11 protein-coding genes, 1 rRNA gene and 2 pseudogenes are annotated in these 15425 nt (G+C 40.7%); 8 read left to right on the top strand and 6 right to left on the bottom strand.

Annotated elements, in window-relative coordinates; genetic code table 11:
• Positions 1-74, top strand: a 5S ribosomal RNA gene (gene rrf, locus BLV99_RS18770); the annotation flags it as partial.
• A gap of 117 nt (positions 75-191) precedes the next feature.
• Here rrf and BLV99_RS15585 read toward each other — a convergent pair.
• The 3 genes and pseudogenes from BLV99_RS15585 to BLV99_RS15575 all read right to left on the bottom strand — a co-directional run.
• A pseudogene (locus tag BLV99_RS15585) lies at positions 192-416 on the bottom strand (roadblock/LC7 domain-containing protein); the annotation flags it as partial.
• Positions 417-612: 196 nt separating this feature from the next.
• Positions 613-753, bottom strand: a pseudogene (locus BLV99_RS18765) (IS630 transposase-related protein); the annotation flags it as partial.
• A gap of 991 nt (positions 754-1744) precedes the next feature.
• Positions 1745-2437 carry a TIGR04219 family outer membrane beta-barrel protein gene (locus tag BLV99_RS15575; RefSeq protein ID WP_092692367.1) on the bottom strand — a complete coding sequence of 231 codons (693 nt, stop codon included), beginning with the start codon at positions 2435-2437 and terminating at the stop codon, positions 1745-1747.
• A gap of 529 nt (positions 2438-2966) precedes the next feature.
• Here BLV99_RS15575 and BLV99_RS15570 point away from each other — a divergent pair.
• From BLV99_RS15570 to zupT, 3 genes are all read left to right on the top strand, one after another.
• Positions 2967-4445, top strand: coding sequence for a sodium-dependent transporter (locus BLV99_RS15570; protein WP_086185475.1), 1479 nt, complete (start codon positions 2967-2969; stop codon positions 4443-4445).
• Between the two features lie 10 nt (positions 4446-4455).
• Positions 4456-4599: a methionine/alanine import family NSS transporter small subunit gene (locus BLV99_RS15565; protein ID WP_004649714.1), complete on the top strand. Its 144-nt coding sequence runs from the start codon at positions 4456-4458 to the stop codon at positions 4597-4599.
• 93 nt (positions 4600-4692) lie between these two features.
• The gene (gene zupT, locus BLV99_RS15560; protein WP_092692376.1) at positions 4693-5502 is read left to right on the top strand and encodes a zinc transporter ZupT; all 810 of its coding nucleotides are present in this window, start codon (positions 4693-4695) and stop codon (positions 5500-5502) included.
• 197 nt (positions 5503-5699) lie between these two features.
• Here the strand turns inward: zupT and rsmB are convergent, their stop codons facing one another.
• Positions 5700-7007 (bottom strand): 16S rRNA (cytosine(967)-C(5))-methyltransferase RsmB, encoded by a 1308-nt coding sequence (gene rsmB / locus BLV99_RS15555; protein ID WP_092692364.1) that lies wholly within the window; start codon positions 7005-7007, stop codon positions 5700-5702.
• Positions 7007-7966: a methionyl-tRNA formyltransferase gene (gene fmt / locus BLV99_RS15550; protein ID WP_092692361.1), complete on the bottom strand. Its 960-nt coding sequence runs from the start codon at positions 7964-7966 to the stop codon at positions 7007-7009. The genes rsmB and fmt overlap by 1 nt, the downstream gene beginning before the upstream one ends.
• Positions 7967-8413: 447 nt before the next feature.
• Here fmt and ilvD (BLV99_RS15545) point away from each other — a divergent pair, with 447 nt between their 5' ends.
• The 4 genes from ilvD (BLV99_RS15545) to BLV99_RS15530 all read left to right on the top strand — a co-directional run bounded on the left by ilvD (BLV99_RS15545) (position 8414) and on the right by BLV99_RS15530 (position 13947).
• Positions 8414-10243, top strand: coding sequence for a dihydroxy-acid dehydratase (ilvD, locus tag BLV99_RS15545; RefSeq protein WP_086185471.1), 1830 nt, complete (start codon positions 8414-8416; stop codon positions 10241-10243).
• A 369-nt stretch (positions 10244-10612) separates the two neighbouring features.
• Complete coding sequence (gene ilvD, locus BLV99_RS15540) at positions 10613-12298, top strand: dihydroxy-acid dehydratase (protein ID WP_092692358.1); 1686 nt, start codon at positions 10613-10615, stop codon at positions 12296-12298.
• A 70-nt stretch (positions 12299-12368) separates the two neighbouring features.
• Positions 12369-13679: a PX domain-containing protein gene (locus BLV99_RS15535; protein WP_092692355.1), complete on the top strand. Its 1311-nt coding sequence runs from the start codon at positions 12369-12371 to the stop codon at positions 13677-13679.
• Entirely contained in the window at positions 13660-13947 is a 288-nt protein-coding gene (locus BLV99_RS15530; RefSeq protein ID WP_092692353.1) for a chorismate mutase, read from the top strand. Before BLV99_RS15535 ends, BLV99_RS15530 begins: the two co-directional genes overlap by 20 nt.
• A 22-nt stretch (positions 13948-13969) precedes the next feature.
• On the opposite strand, the gene BLV99_RS15525 is transcribed toward BLV99_RS15530, so the two are convergent.
• Positions 13970-15352: a glutamine synthetase family protein gene (locus tag BLV99_RS15525; RefSeq protein ID WP_244516342.1), complete on the bottom strand. Its 1383-nt coding sequence runs from the start codon at positions 15350-15352 to the stop codon at positions 13970-13972.
• Positions 15353-15425 lie beyond the last annotated feature (73 nt).

The following is a 15425-nucleotide window of genomic DNA, read 5'->3' as shown; positions in this document are numbered from 1 at the left end:
GAACTCAGAAGTGAAACCTCTTCGCGCTGATGGTAGTGTGGGGTTACCCATGTGAGAGTAAGTCATCGCCAGCTCATTATTCCTAAAAACACCCCCAACCTAAACGTTGGGGGTGTTTTTTTATGTGGGGAATTTGATTAAATTTAAATATTAGTAATGATTAAAAATACTTAAGAGCTCAAGCACCTTTATTATGAAGCTTCTTGCTGTATTAAATTACTGCTATTCTTTAGCATGTATAATAATTGCCCTAAAAGAATGTCTTTCTCTGCTAAAGCAATAATAATCATAGGATGATTCGCTGAAGGAACAGAGGTTAAGATCGCCTTGCCATTTTCTGCATCTAGAGTGATCGATTGGCAACCATTTAAATGGATTTCCTGCATAAAAGCGGAAACCATCGCAAGAATTGAGTGCTTTTTTGAGCATAACCATAAGGCTGATGCTCATGGGATTTAAATCCACTTTCATCGAGATCAATGATGGGATGTATGATCTTTAAAAGATCAAGAGAATCACTAAATGTCTTAATGCATCGCCTATAGAAAATTGACCATAAGAAAAATGCTGAGCACGCTAATTTTGCTATGAGTAATATTGTTACGCAAGGCGATACTTTTCGACATCATCTTGTAAGGCTTGATCATCAATTTTGGAAGGCCTACGTGGGCGGATTCATTTAATCTTAATTTACTTTTTCCAACTTAAAATCGTGTTTTTATCAATTTCAAATTGTGAAGCGACCGCTCGGATGGAATAACTTTTCTCAAGCTTAGTTCATACTTTCTTTCTAAAGTATTCTGAATAACTGATAAAAATAGTGCTTTATGTTTTTAACAGTTTGCTCATAGATAAAATGGCTGATTAACGAGATGCTTATGAGAAGTAACATATTTTGAAGAACTTAAAATTATTGAGAAAGGTTATCGTGTACCTGATGTGGTTAGATTATCTAAGCCAAGAGCTTATGCTGCTCTCCATCGTTGCTGTAAATACTCTAGATCGATCGTTTATTTAGCTTAATCTTAATTACTGTGAGCAATTGGCATTGCATCACTTACATCCGTATTCATGAAGGTAATGACTATATTTGGATATTGTAGTGGGTTTGGTATTAGATGTTTGATTGATGCTTTTATCTGGCGAAGAAATCCAAAGCACAGAATCTTGATTCATTCTGACCAAGGCAGTATACACTCGTTATGAATGACAGACCTTTTTGAACATCATAATGTCGTAAGCAGTATGAGCATCGTATGCTGCTCATAGCATGATAATGTTAAGGGCTTTTTCAGTTGCTAAAATGAGAGAGACTTAAGACGAAAATTTATGTATTAAGCTTGGAAGCTAAGGCTAATATATTGAAATATTTTATAACTTGAGATTTAGACTTAGTTTCAATGCTCAACATTTTCGATTAGCTTATGAGAGAGTGCATTAAAAAATGTTTGATCGTGTCTAGAATCTTAATGCTTACTCACTGCTTATTTGCAGATGAATTTTTTTATTTTCCAATGATCTTTATAACCTGCATGAAAAAAGCCCCGACATCCTGTCGAGGCTTTTTCGTATTCGTTTAAAGGTATCACTTTTGTTCTACCTCAGCATCCTGCTGTTTTGTACTTTTATCATTTTTGTTTTTTAGAAACATCCTGTTTCTGTATAAGTTAAATATAGTGAAAATCACGGTGCTTGAATAGCAGTCATTTTCCATATTTTATGTAAGCTTAGGCTTACAATAAGGCTAGAAATGTAGGTCTATGCCCAAATAAGGGCCTTTAAATTTTAATTTGGCTTCTTGGTTAGAACCTTCTTCAAGTTGAATATCTAAAATGCGATAACCTACTTTAGCGCCGACATCCACAAGTAGAGTGTCTATAAAATTATATTTGAGTTCAGCCTGTGCATCGGTAATTTTATCATGATCTAATGAAGAAAAACTGACTTCAGCTCCAGCACTGAATCCTGTAAATGGTAGTTTTGCACCAGCTTGCGCATAGATCATTGGTATAGTGTCGCTGATATCCTGAGTCTGAGTATCGTTTTGACGGAGATTACCCTCTAGACGTTTAGCACCAAAGCCAATATCGGCCGATATAATATTGTCCAGTATTTCATAATATAGAATGAAATCTGAATAATCGAGATCGACCTGATGGCTTTTTAGCCCAGCAAAACTTTGCTCACTTTCAGCTTGTAGATTGGCATGTTTAATTTTGATATTGGGTAAAAAGGGCACTGGATGTTCTACTGCAATGGAAAATGACATGCTGTGATCATCTTCAAGCTCTGCTTGTGCTGCTACAGAGGTTGGTTGCTGTAAATCAGCATTATAGTGCCAATAATCAATACCGCCTTTGACTGCAATTACATCGGCTTGTGCTGCATTAAATGTACTGAGTCCGAGTACAAAACAAGATAATTTGAGTGCTTGCATGGAAATCCTGAAAATGAGGTCGATTATTTTTGCAAAATAATATTGTGATTTAAATAGCGTCAGTGAATGCTTAACGGATCAAATCATATAGGGAATGAAAGCAAATTGCATTGTTGTTATTTTTTAAATGGCTTGCGTGAGATTTATGATATGCCGTTTGTTTATGTCGCATGCTCTGCTGTAAAAATTTAGCTTTTGGTTGTGAAAAGTGCAATATGTCAGTCGTGACAGGTGAAAAAAGCGCTTTTTTGATCAATTCATAATATATAGATTATAAAATTAAATAATTTCGGTAAAAACTACAGAAAAAAGCAAAAAAAATGGGTATTGTTCAAACATTGAAAGGCAAAAATCAGCAAAAGACTTTAAGCAAGATTTTGTAATGCTTGCCTGTTTGTATTTTAGAACAAGACGCTCAAAAGGTGACCTCTAACGTCAAACACACAAATTATTTTTGAATGGTACTTTTTTGCTTGCGAGATAACCAGATAACAAGCAGCATTAAAAGGTGCCTAAGTTTAGGTGTTCTATGACAGATACTCGTGAAAACTGGACGTCACGATCGGGCTTTATTATTGCAGCGATCGGATCCGCAGTTGGTTTAGGTAATATTTGGCGCTTTCCATATGTCGCTTATGAAAATGGCGGTGGGGCATTTTTAATTCCTTATCTGATTGCTTTAATTACTGCAGGTTTACCACTTTTATTTCTAGACTATGCAGTTGGACATAAAAGCAATCGCTCCCCTCCGAAAGCATATCGTGCCATTTTTAAAGGTGGCGAAACGCTAGGATGGTGGCAAGTTTGTGTGTGTATCATTATTGGTTTGTACTACGCCAGCGTTTTGACTTGGGCAGGTAGTTATATCTACTTCTCGATAGGCCAAATGTGGGGCAGTGACCCAGAAGCATTTTTCTTTAAAACGTATTTACAGACTTCAGAAGCCACAGGTTTTGACCCGCGTTTTGTCAGCCATATTTTCTGGCCCTTGGCTGGTATTTGGGCATTAACTTTAATCATTTTATATGGTGGTGTAAAAAAAGGCGTTGAACTGTCCAACAAGATTTGCATGCCTTTGTTGTTTGTTTTATTCGTACTTTTGGTGATTCAAGCACTTCGATTACCGGGTGCGGCACAAGGTTTAAATGCTTTCTTTACCCCAAACTGGTCTGCGATGATGGACTATAAAGTTTGGTTGGCAGCTTATGGTCATACCTTCTTCTCGCTTTCAGTGGGCTTCGGGATCATGGTGACCTATGCGTCTTATTTAAAGCCAAAGACCAATTTAACCGGTTCAGGTTTAATCGTTGGTTTTGCCAATGCTTCAACTGAAATTTTAGCTGGTATTGGTATTTTTGCGGCGCTTGGTTTTATGGCACATGCTGCAAATAGCAATGTACAAGACGTGGTCAGTGGTGGTATTGGGCTGGCCTTTATTGCCTTCCCTAAAATCATTTCTAGCTTAGGTGCAGGCGCTGACTTATTCGGAATTTTATTCTTTACCTCATTATTTGTTGCCGGTATTTCATCAATGGTGAGTATTTTGGAAGTTCCAATTTCAGCCATGATGGATAAGCTAAAATGGAGTCGTAAAAAAGCAGTTTCGATTATCGGTGGTGGCAGTGCGTTGGTTTCAATCGTACTATTCTCAAGTGTGAACTCGATCAAATTGGTCGATATTATTGATCATTTCATCAATAACATTGGCATCATTGGTGGTGCATTATTGTCGATTATCTGTGTGGCATGGTTTAAGCGTTCAGCACTGCTTGAGATCAGAAATCATGTCAATGCCATTTCAACGGTGCAATTAGGCAAAGGTTGGGATTTCACTCTCACTGTGATTACCTCTTTGATTTTGTTGGTTACTTTAGGCATGACCATTTATAACTTGCTGTTAAAAGGTTATGGAGATTATAGTTTAAGTCTACAGTGGTTATTTGGATGGGGCTGTGTGATTTTCTGTGCAGTGATTGCCTTTATTTTGACTCGTGTCAAAGACCGCTAGGAGCGCAAAGATGAATACTTCAGCAATCGTAATGATGATTATTTCGATGGTGTTTTTGTGGGGCGGCTTGGCTTTGTCCATTCTTCACTTGATGAAAAACCCTGAGGAACTTGATGATGTTCTTGAAGATGTCAAAGATCAACATACGCTCTAAGTGAAATAATTCAGTCTATACTGATAAAATATGTAAATGAAAGTCATTATCATTTATGATGGTGGCTTTCTTGTTTCTAAATGGAGCATGGCGATGCACACCATTTTGCCTCATCAAGTTTTGATCGCATTTGCGGTGACTTTTCTTGCTGGATTAGCCACTGTGCTGGGTGGTGCATTGGTTTTATTTTTTAAGCAACCGAGCTATCGCTTTTTATCTTTTGGTTTGGCCTTTTCTGCGGGGGCAATGGTCTATGTTTCACTGACTGAAATTTTAAATAAATCGATTGCTTCTTTTAGCCAAGCTTTTGAGCCGAAATGGGGTTTTGCTTTTGGTACTTTTGCCTTTTTATTGGGGGTGATTTTAGTTTTGTTATTGGATCGTTTTATTCCAAATCCACACCAAACCATTGAACAAAACAATACTGTCGCTTTAGAACAACAACAATTAATGCGCACGGCCTTACTGACCTTATTTGCCATTACTGCACATAACTTACCTGAAGGTTTGGCTACATTTTTTGCCACTTTAGAAAGTCCAACCTTAGGTGCCCCCTTAGCCGTTGCCATTGCTATTCATAATATTCCTGAAGGTGTTGCCATTGCCCTACCTGTTTATATGGCAACAGGGCGTAAAGATTTAGCTTTAGCTGCGAGTTTTGTTTCTGCCTTAGCTGAACCTTTTGGTGCAGCACTGGGCTACTTTATTTTGGCACCTTTTATGAGTTTTAGTATTTATGGTGCGGTATTTGGCATGATTGGTGGGGTGATGGTGTTCTTAGCATTGGATGAGTTACTGCCTACAGCAAAACGTTATGCCAAAGGTCATGAAACTGTTTATGGTCTGGTGATTGGCATGGCATCTTTGGCCATTAGTTTGGTACTGTTTAAATTTGTCAGTTAATTCATTTTTCATAGCCATCATTTTTTGATCACCCGTCGGGTATTTCTAATTTTGAGCTACTGAATTGAAACTTTAGTGTCCACCTTCATTAAGATCAGCCAAAAGCTATAAAAAACAAAAAACCGAGTTAATGACTTAACTCGGTTTTCATGCACATACGGCTACTCTATTTCAGAATGGCACAGTATCTTTAAGGCTTATGCCGTTTTTTGGATACGGCAATAGAAGAAGCCATCGCCATGACCTGTTTGTGGTAATAATTGACGACCATGAAGCTGTTCAATACCCCAATCGGCATCAATTTTAATTTCTTTAGCATCGGTATGATGAGCAAAGAAGTCGACCATTTGCTGTTCATTTTCGACTTTTAAAATTGAGCAGGTGATGTACAGCAATGTGCCGCCAACTTTGAGTTGTTGCCACATATTTTCAAGAATTTGCTTTTGTAGCTGTACCGTTTTGGCAATGTCACCAGACTGACGTAGTAAACGAATATCTGGATGGCGACGGATCACACCAATTGCTGAACATGGTGCATCCAGTACGATACAATCCGCAAGTTCAGGCGATGTCCATTGCACAGCATCGGCAGTGATAATTTCAACATGCTTTTCGCTTAAAGCCAAACGCTCTAAGTTTTCAGAGACACGTTTTAAGCGTTTTTCATCTTGGTCGAGCGCGATCAGTTTTTTCGGCTGATATTTTTCTAAAATATGCGCTGTTTTACCACCTGGTGCTGCACAGGCATCAATCACGAATTTGCCATTTAGGTCGGGCAATAATTGTGCACAGAGCTGTGCATGTTCATCTTGTACTGAAAAACCACCCGCCTCAAAACCAGGAAGGCTCGGAACATGAATACCCTCATCCAAAACTATACCGACATTGGAGAGTTCACAAGCATGGGCTTCAATGCCTTCATCTTCTAAAATTTCAAGATATTCGTCACGGCTAACTTGCAAGGTGTTAACGCGTAAGGTTAATGGTGCAACTTGCTTTAGTTCATAACTTAAAGCTTCGAAGTCATCGCCCCAATCCTTCTTCAAGCGTTTAAATAACCAACTTGGCAAACCGTGGGCTTGTTCGAGGACATCATAGAACTGTTCTGTTTCACGTGTTGCACGGCGTAAAATGGCATTCACTACGCCACTTAAGCTTTCCATCCCCAATTGTTTTGTTGCTTCCACAGTTTCTGAAATGGCAGCATGGGCTGCAACGCGGGTGCACAGCAATTGGTATAAACCAAGATAAAGACAAGTTTCTACCACTTGGTTTTCTAAAGGTTTGGCCAGTAATGGTAAGGTCAATTGTTTCAATGAATGCCATTGGCGTAAGCAACCTAAAACCAATTCATGGTACAGCGCACGGTCTTTGCCAGAAACAATATTGATATGTTGATTCAGAACTGAAGCGAGTGATTGACCATTTTGGACAGCCAATAACGTTTTAACAACCTGAGCACGTAAGTTTAAAGTCTTACCAGAGGCGTGGGGAGATTGTCTCATTATAAAATTTGTCCAATATTCAGTTTTTGGGTTTGTAAAATTTGTACGGCATTCAGCGATTTGCCACCGGGCCATTGTAAAGCAGTTAGCATGATGACTGTATGATTTGCACAGGCAACATGTACACCGTGTTTATCAATGGCAATGATTTCACCGACTTGGGCATTTTCCGCAGTTTCATGCGATAAGGCCGAATTCCAGACTCTTAAGTTGTTTTGCTCATCCAATACAATAAATGCGACGGGCCAAGGATTAAAAGCACGAATATTGCGATCCACTTGTACCGCATCAATTGACCAATCAATGTGCGCTTCAGCTTTGGATAATTTATGTGCATAGACTGTGAGTGCTTCGTCTTGCACTTCACGGGTTGCTAAATAATGTTGAAGTATTTGTTCAGACGCTAAAACGGCCACAATTGCCGTCGCGCCTTGAATGGCTAACTTGTCATGTAGGCTTGCAGAAGTATCGGTGGCTTCAATGGGACACAGGGTTTTATACATCATATCGCCTGTGTCGAGTCCAGCGGCCATTTTCATAATGGTCACACCCGTTTCGCGATCACCTGTAGCAATGGCACGTTGAATCGGTGCTGCACCACGCCAGCGTGGAAGCAGTGAACCATGAATATTGAGACAGCCATATTTGGGGGTATCTAAAACCACCTGTGGCAAGATTAAGCCATATGCTGCCACCACCATAATATCGGCAGCTAAGGCTGCAAGTTCAGCTTGCGCAGCTAAGCCTTCTTCGGTGGAAGATTTGAAATGCAGGGGCTGATAAACTGGAATGTTGTGTGCTAAAGCCAATTGTTTGACAGCTGAAGCTGTCAATTTTTGCCCACGACCTGCTTTGCGGTCAGGTTGGGTATAAACAGCGACAATTTCATGTTCTGTTTTGATGAGTGCGTCTAAAGCGACCGCTGCAAATTCAGGAGTACCCGCAAAGATGATTTTCAACTTTATTTGGCTCAATTCGTAAGATGTTTTCTTATTATAGCAAACTGAAAATGCATATCTTGATCATAATCAAAAATAGCTGTAAAACGCGTTGTTGTACTTTAAAAACCTGAAATGAATCAGTACGGAACTCTGCAATTTTTTTCTGGATTTAATTTATATTAATAAATTTAATTTATATAAAATTTAAATATTATTCATGAAAGTTTTGTATTTAATTTAATTGTATAGCGTTATATTAATGCTCAGTAGCTATTTTTTTATATGAATCGTCGAAATAACCCTAGATTTCTCTCATAAAATATCATTTCTATAGAACATTGCTCAACAGCAAGCTGTAGTAAGATAACGCTATATTTCGACTGATTTCACGTTATATATCAGTACCATTCAGCCAGAGTGAATCGTAGAATTCAGCTCGAGCACAAACTTTGTTGGAAATACACAATGCCTGACTATCGTTCAAAAACATCGACACACGGAAGAAATATGGCTGGCGCACGTGGCCTATGGCGCGCGACAGGCATGAAAGATGAAGATTTTGGCAAACCGATTATTGCGGTGGTCAACTCATTTACACAGTTTGTTCCGGGTCATGTGCATCTGAAAGATTTAGGTCAACTGGTCGCAAGACAAATTGAAGCTTCAGGCGGTGTAGCCAAAGAGTTCAACACCATTGCGGTGGATGATGGTATTGCCATGGGACATGACGGCATGCTGTATTCATTGCCATCACGTGATTTGATTGCTGACTCGGTTGAATACATGGTCAATGCCCATTGTGCCGATGCGATGGTCTGTATTTCCAACTGTGACAAAATCACGCCGGGCATGTTGATGACCGCCATGCGTCTTAATATTCCAGTGGTCTTTGTCTCTGGCGGGCCAATGGAAGCGGGTAAAGTGAAAATCCGTGGCAATGAAAAAGCCATCGATTTGGTTGATGCCATGATTGTGGCAGCAGACGACAGCTTTAGCGATGAAGAAGTGGCTGAGTATGAGCGCTCTGCATGTCCAACCTGTGGTTCATGTTCAGGCATGTTCACTGCAAACTCAATGAACTGCTTGACTGAAGCTTTAGGCTTGTCTTTACCAGGTAATGGTTCAACTTTAGCAACCCACGCCAACCGTAAAAAATTATTCGAACGTGCAGGTCAGTTGATTGTTGAACTGGCAAAACGTCATTATGAACAAGACGACTACAGCATTTTACCGCGTTCAATTGCCACTAAAGCAGCGTTTGAAAATGCCATGACCCTTGATGTTTCGATGGGTGGTTCAACCAATACCGTTTTACACTTATTGGCAGCGGCACATGAAGCTGAAGTCGATTTCACCATGACCGACATCGACCGTCTTTCGCGTAAAGTTCCTGTGCTGTGTAAAGTTGCGCCTGCAAAACAAGACGTGCATATGGAAGACGTGCATCGTGCTGGCGGGATCATGTCAATTTTGGGCGAGTTAGATCGTGCAGGGTTGTTGGATACTTCCGTACCGACGGTGCATGAAAAAACTTTAAAAGATGCGTTGGATAAATGGGACATCATCCGTACTGAAGATGCAGATGTGTATGAGTTCTTCCGTTCAGCACCGGGTGGTGTACCGACGCAAACCGCATTTTCACAAAACCGTTACTATCAAACTTTAGACGGTAACCGTGAAACAGGTGTGATTCGTAATGCTGAACATGCTTTCTCGCAAGATGGTGGCTTGGCTGTGCTTTACGGTAACATCGCACTAGATGGTTGTATTGTCAAAACAGCGGGTGTTGATGATTCAATTCTTAAATTTAATGGTACAGCACGTGTTTTTGAAAGCCAAGATGCTGCGGTAGAAAGCATTTTGGGTGGTGGTATTCAAGCGGGTGATGTGGTGGTGATTCGCTACGAAGGCCCACGTGGTGGCCCGGGTATGCAAGAGATGCTCTATCCAACCAGTTACTTAAAATCGAAAGGTTTGGGTAAAGACTGTGCTTTACTTACCGATGGTCGTTTCTCTGGTGGTTCATCAGGTCTTTCCATTGGTCACGTTTCACCTGAAGCGGCTGAAGGTGGCGCAATTGGTTTGGTGGAAGATGGCGACCGTATTGAAATTGATATTCCAAACCGAACTATTCATTTAGCTGTCGATGAAGCAACCATGGCAGCGCGCCGTGAAGTGCAAGAAGCCAAAGGTTGGCAGCCTACTGAACAGCGTCCACGTAAAGTGTCTAAAGCATTGAAAGCCTATGCGATGCACACCACCAGTGCTTCGAAAGGCGCGGTACGTGACATCTAATGTTTAGAATTTAAAGAGAGTAAAAAGCACTCCAAATGGGGTGCTTTTTTAATGTTGCTAGAAAATGTCACGATCACATTTTGCTTTGAGATTTTAAAATGGTAATGCGTAGATAATTCCTTACTTTTGACAGCGCAAAAGTAACAAAACGCTTTGTTGCCCTAATGCAGCATCCTTGCTGCATAGGGCAACAGCGACATCCATGTCGCTTGGTCATGTGATTAAATTTCAGTGCAACGGCTTTAAAAGATAAATTTGCTTAAGCAGCTTTAGACGTTTACATACCAGCTGCTTTCTATACAATCAAAAGAATAATAATTCGCCATGACTTCATTTAAATCAGAATGAGTCTAAGCCACGGAGCGCTTCATGAGTAAAGACAATATCCGCGAACATTCAGCCCTTGTTTATGAAGGCATAGAAAATGCCCCAGCACGTTCCATGATGCGTGCTACTGGTTTTAAAGATGCTGATTTTGAGCGTGCATTTATTGGCATTGCCTCGACTTGGGCCAATGTGACCCCTTGTAATATGCACATCGATGGTTTGGCACGTGAAACTGAAAAGGGTGTGAATGCCGCAGGTGGTAAGGGCATTATCTTTAATACCATTACTATTTCTGACGGGATCTCGAACGGCACCGAAGGGATGAAATACTCGTTGGTTTCTCGTGAAATTATTGCCGATTCGATTGAAGCTGTGGTGGGGTGTCAGGCCTATGATGGGGTGATTGCCATTGGTGGTTGTGATAAAAACATGCCGGGCTGCATTATGGGCTTGGCACGTTTAAACCGTCCGGGTCTGTTTATTTATGGCGGAACCATTAAACCGGGTGCAGGTCATACCGACATGATTTCTGTGTTTGAAGCGGTGGGGCAGCATGCCAAAGGTGAAATCAGCGCCATCCAAGTCAAGCAAATTGAAGAAGTGGCATTGCCAGGACCGGGTTCTTGTGGCGGGATGTATACCGCGAACTCTATGGCATCAGCGATTGAAGCACTCGGTATGAGCCTACCGGGTTCATCTGCGCAAGAAGCTGTTTCAGATGAGAAAAAAATCGACTGTCTGCGTGCCGGTGAGGCGGTCATGAACCTATTACGTCTGGATATCAAGCCGCGCGACATTATGACCAAAGCGGCATTTGAGAACTCGATTAAAGTGCTGATTGCACTGGGTGGTTCGACCAATGGGGTGCTGCATATGCTCGCGATGGCGCATACTGCAGGCGTTGAACTCACACTGGATGATTTTGTCCGTATTGGAAAAGATATTCCAGTGCTGGCCGATGTTCGCCCATCCGGCAAGTATTTGATGTCTGAACTGATTGCCATTGGTGGTATTCAACCGTTAATGAAGCGTATGTTAGATGCAGGAATGCTTGATGGTTCATGTTTAACCGTGACGGGCAAAACCTTGGCGGAAAACTTGGCCGATGTGGAAGATTATCCAACAGGTCAGCAGATTATTTTACCTTTTGATGCCCCGATTAAAAAAGACTCTCACCTTGTGGTGTTAAAAGGCAACTTATCCCCTACAGGTGCCGTGGCCAAAATTACCGGTAAAGAAGGTTTGTATTTCGAAGGTCCAGCACGGGTATTTGAAGGCGAAATTGGTGCCATGCGTGGGATTTTGGATGGTGAAGTGCAAGAAGGCGAAGTGGTGGTGATTCGTGGTGAAGGTCCTAAAGGTGGGCCGGGAATGCCAGAAATGCTGAAACCAACTTCGGCGATTATTGGTAAGGGATTAGGTAAATCTGTAGCATTGCTGACCGATGGTCGTTTCTCTGGTGGCAGTCACGGTTTTGTGATTGGTCATGTGACGCCTGAAGCCTATGAAGGTGGGCCGATTGGCTTGGTCAAAAATGGTGACAAAATTTCGATTAATGCCGAAACCCGTGAAATGACTTTACATATTTCTGATGCGGAAATGGCAGCACGTAAAGCCGCTTGGGTGAAACCAAAACCCAATTATACCTATGGTGCTTTAGCCAAGTTTGCTAAATTGACCACAGGGGCGGAAAAAGGGGCAGTTACGGATCTAAATTTAGATGTATAATTGATCATTCTCTAACAAATTGTTATAAACCCTTGTAGCACTACAAGGGTTTTTTTTCGAGGTTTATCTCATGTCACTGTTACGCCGTTGGTTTGATCCACTTCGATCGCGCTGGTTTTACCAAAAGCCGATGCGTCAAGTGGTATTATCTACGGAACACGGTTTAAGTATTCACTTGCGTTTAGATGATGTGTATAGCTATTTGGCTGTACAGCAGTTACCTGAGCTTGAGGAAATTTTGAGCGATGAACTCAAACCTTTAAAAGTGATCATTTCGAGCCAAAAGGCAGAACCTCCCAACGATATGTCACAGGTGGAGTGGCAAAACTACTGTTTAAACGATGCACAAATTTTATCGAAACAGCACCGTTTTAGTTTTCATGAAACCCCCGAACAGCCGCCCACTGAAGCCATCCAACAAGCAGAAACCATCCTTCGCAATACGCCACTCCGTGGACAAGATTTTCTATATTTACTGGAAGATGTATTTCACATGTTGTGGCAAAAACAGTATGGCAAATTACGCACTTTATATGCCATGGCCAGTCGACATCATCCAGCGCAAGATTTTCCCGAACGTATTTTTAACGATGATGCTGTACTGGCCAGTTATTTTGAATTGAGTGATCGTAAATATCATGCGGTTGATGATTTACTGCGCTTGGTGCGCCGTTTAAAACAGCAAAAACAATTAACGGGAAATCCTATCTTTTTGATTAATCATATTGATTGGCGTGAACATCTGATTAGCGATGCCGAGGAACTGAATGAAATTCAGGCCTTAGACCCTGAATTGGATTTATATATTGCACTGGAAGATCCGATTTCATGGCTATTGTTGGCGTATATTAAAGAAGAATTGGCCAATTATTATAATATTCACCTGAATGTCTATCCGCTTTCTTATCATGGACGTGACTTATTTGATTGGAGTTTGGCGACGCGTCTTTCCAAACGTACAGAAGTGACCTTTACTCCATTTTGCCGTCCTACCCAGTCTGCAACCTGTGACATGGCACGGCTGTTTTATAGTGTGCCTGAAGAGCAACGGGTTGAGGCGATGTATCGCATTTTACAAGCGGTATGGACCAAAGGGCAGGACATGTCGTTCAAAGCACATTTTGAACAGCTTAAGCGTGATTTAGAGATTAATGAATTAACCCATGAAGATATTACTGCCAAACTGCAAGAAAATGACATACTCTGTGAAATGAAATCACAGCCTGATTTTCCGGTACTTGAACTTCGTATAGATGGTCAAAGTTATGTCTTTAATAGTTTGTATCGAGTCTGGATGATTGAAAGTATTTTTAGTAATGTTTTAGAAGACCAATATAAAAGTGAAAATGATGATAGCAACGATGAAGAAAGAAAAATGTGAGTCTTTAGAACAAGCGCGTGAAAAGATTGATATCCTTGATACGGCACTGATTGAAATCATTGCCACACGTCAATTTTATGTGGATCAAGCGGTCCGTTTTAAGAACAGCGTGCAAGATGTGCAATCACCCGAGCGCGTCGAGCAAGTGATTAACAAGGTCCGTACCCAAGCCATTGCATTGGGAACAGATCCAGATTTGGTTGAACACTTATATCGAGAAATGATCCAACGTTTTATTCAACGGGAATTGAAAGAAATTCGCCCTTAAACGGATCATTTAAATCGTGTTTTTAGAGTCCCCATTGTAATTCTAAGTCAGTAATTGTATTGCTGACCAATTGGTATTCATATTTTTTGCAAGCCACCCATAATTGCATAAAATCGGCACCTAAATATTGTTTAAGTACTGCATTTTTTTCAAAGCGTTTTAACGCTTCGAGTTGATGATTGGGCAATAATGTTCTTGCATCATGCGCTTTCATTTCATGGCTGGCTTTGGGTAATTGAAGTGCATCATGGGTTAAGCCATGTAACACACCAATTAAGATCACACTAATACATAAATAGGGATTCGCATCGGCACCGGCAACCCGATATTCTAAACGACAATTTTCTGGATCTGCACAGGGCAGTCGAATAGCCACATTGCGATTATTCACGCCCCAATTGGCTTCTAAAGGCACATGATGCGCAAACTGAAAGCGGCGAAAAGAATTAATATTCGGCGCCAGAATGGCCATCGATGCAGGCATTAACTGAAGCAGACCGGCAATCACTTGCCCCATGCGTTGATTGGGTTTTTTAAGATCATCCGTTGCACAAATATTTTGTTGAAATTGATTTAAAAGGCTCATGTGAAAGTGTAAGCCGCTACCCGCACTCAACATATTGGGTTTAGCCATAAAGCTGGCATTTAAACCATGCATGTTGGCACTCTGTTTCACAATGCGTTTAATCGCCATCATCTCATCACAGAGTTTTAAGATATCGGCACGATGTTGCAGGTTAATTTCGAATTGACCCGATGAACTCTCTGCAACAATTGCAGTGATCTGGATATTTTGTTTTTTAGCTTCGATTTCAATGTTTTCTAACACGGTTTGATAACGCTTGGGAGCATCGACATCAAAACATTGCGTTTGCTCCATTTTGTGCTCGGAATGGCTTGGTTGGGTATATAAATAAAACTCGATTTCTCCTGCCATAACGGGGAAATAATTCATTTGATTTAAGCTTAACAAGATTCTTTTTAAGATATTTCTCGGTTCAAATTCGCAGTCCGAACCATTGTCAGACTTCATGCTTAAATAGAGTTGCGCATGTTTTTCGGATTGGTTTGCGCAAGGACGTAAAGAGCCTAAAATGGGTAAGCAAAGCTGGTCTGGTTCCCCAATATATTTTCCAAGCCCACTTTCTTCAATCACTTTGCCTTCTAAACTCATGGCGTAAACCGATAACGGAAAATAACAACCTTTAGAGAGATTTTTCAGGCTTTTGATATCAATTCTTTTACCACGTAGATGTCCATTTAAATCATGCAGGCAAATATCAATATGCTCGGTCGTAGGGTATTGCTTTAAATATTGATCCACTTCTAATAAGAATTGATCAGCATCTTTAGATTCCAAATAAAGCGTATTGGTTGAACTTGAAGCGTGATGATAAAGCGGCATATTCATATTTTTAACATCGCTGTAGAGATCAAAAAAGTATAGAAATTTTGATCTCAACAGTAACGTAAAAAGA

Origin of the sequence: Acinetobacter kyonggiensis (assembly GCF_900107285.1) — a bacterium.
GTDB classification, from domain to species: domain Bacteria; phylum Pseudomonadota; class Gammaproteobacteria; order Pseudomonadales; family Moraxellaceae; genus Acinetobacter; species Acinetobacter kyonggiensis.
Note: the sequence above shows the minus strand (reverse complement) of the source record. Positions and strands in the feature narration are given on the sequence as shown.

Excerpts from the sequence above, each read along its gene's own strand:
- BLV99_RS15575 (WP_092692367.1), bottom strand. The coding sequence starts at position 2,437 with ATGCAAGCACTCAAATTATCTTGTTTTGTACTCGGACTCAGTACATTT.
- BLV99_RS15570 (WP_086185475.1), top strand. The coding sequence starts at position 2,967 with ATGACAGATACTCGTGAAAACTGGACGTCACGATCGGGCTTTATTATT.
- BLV99_RS15565 (WP_004649714.1), top strand. The coding sequence starts at position 4,456 with ATGAATACTTCAGCAATCGTAATGATGATTATTTCGATGGTGTTTTTG.
- zupT (WP_092692376.1), top strand. The coding sequence starts at position 4,693 with ATGCACACCATTTTGCCTCATCAAGTTTTGATCGCATTTGCGGTGACT.
- rsmB (WP_092692364.1), bottom strand. The coding sequence starts at position 7,007 with ATGAGACAATCTCCCCACGCCTCTGGTAAGACTTTAAACTTACGTGCT.
- ilvD (WP_086185471.1), top strand. The coding sequence starts at position 8,414 with ATGCCTGACTATCGTTCAAAAACATCGACACACGGAAGAAATATGGCT.
- ilvD (WP_092692358.1), top strand. The coding sequence starts at position 10,613 with ATGAGTAAAGACAATATCCGCGAACATTCAGCCCTTGTTTATGAAGGC.
- BLV99_RS15535 (WP_092692355.1), top strand. The coding sequence starts at position 12,369 with ATGTCACTGTTACGCCGTTGGTTTGATCCACTTCGATCGCGCTGGTTT.
- BLV99_RS15530 (WP_092692353.1), top strand. The coding sequence starts at position 13,660 with ATGAAGAAAGAAAAATGTGAGTCTTTAGAACAAGCGCGTGAAAAGATT.
- BLV99_RS15525 (WP_244516342.1), bottom strand. The coding sequence starts at position 15,352 with ATGCCGCTTTATCATCACGCTTCAAGTTCAACCAATACGCTTTATTTG.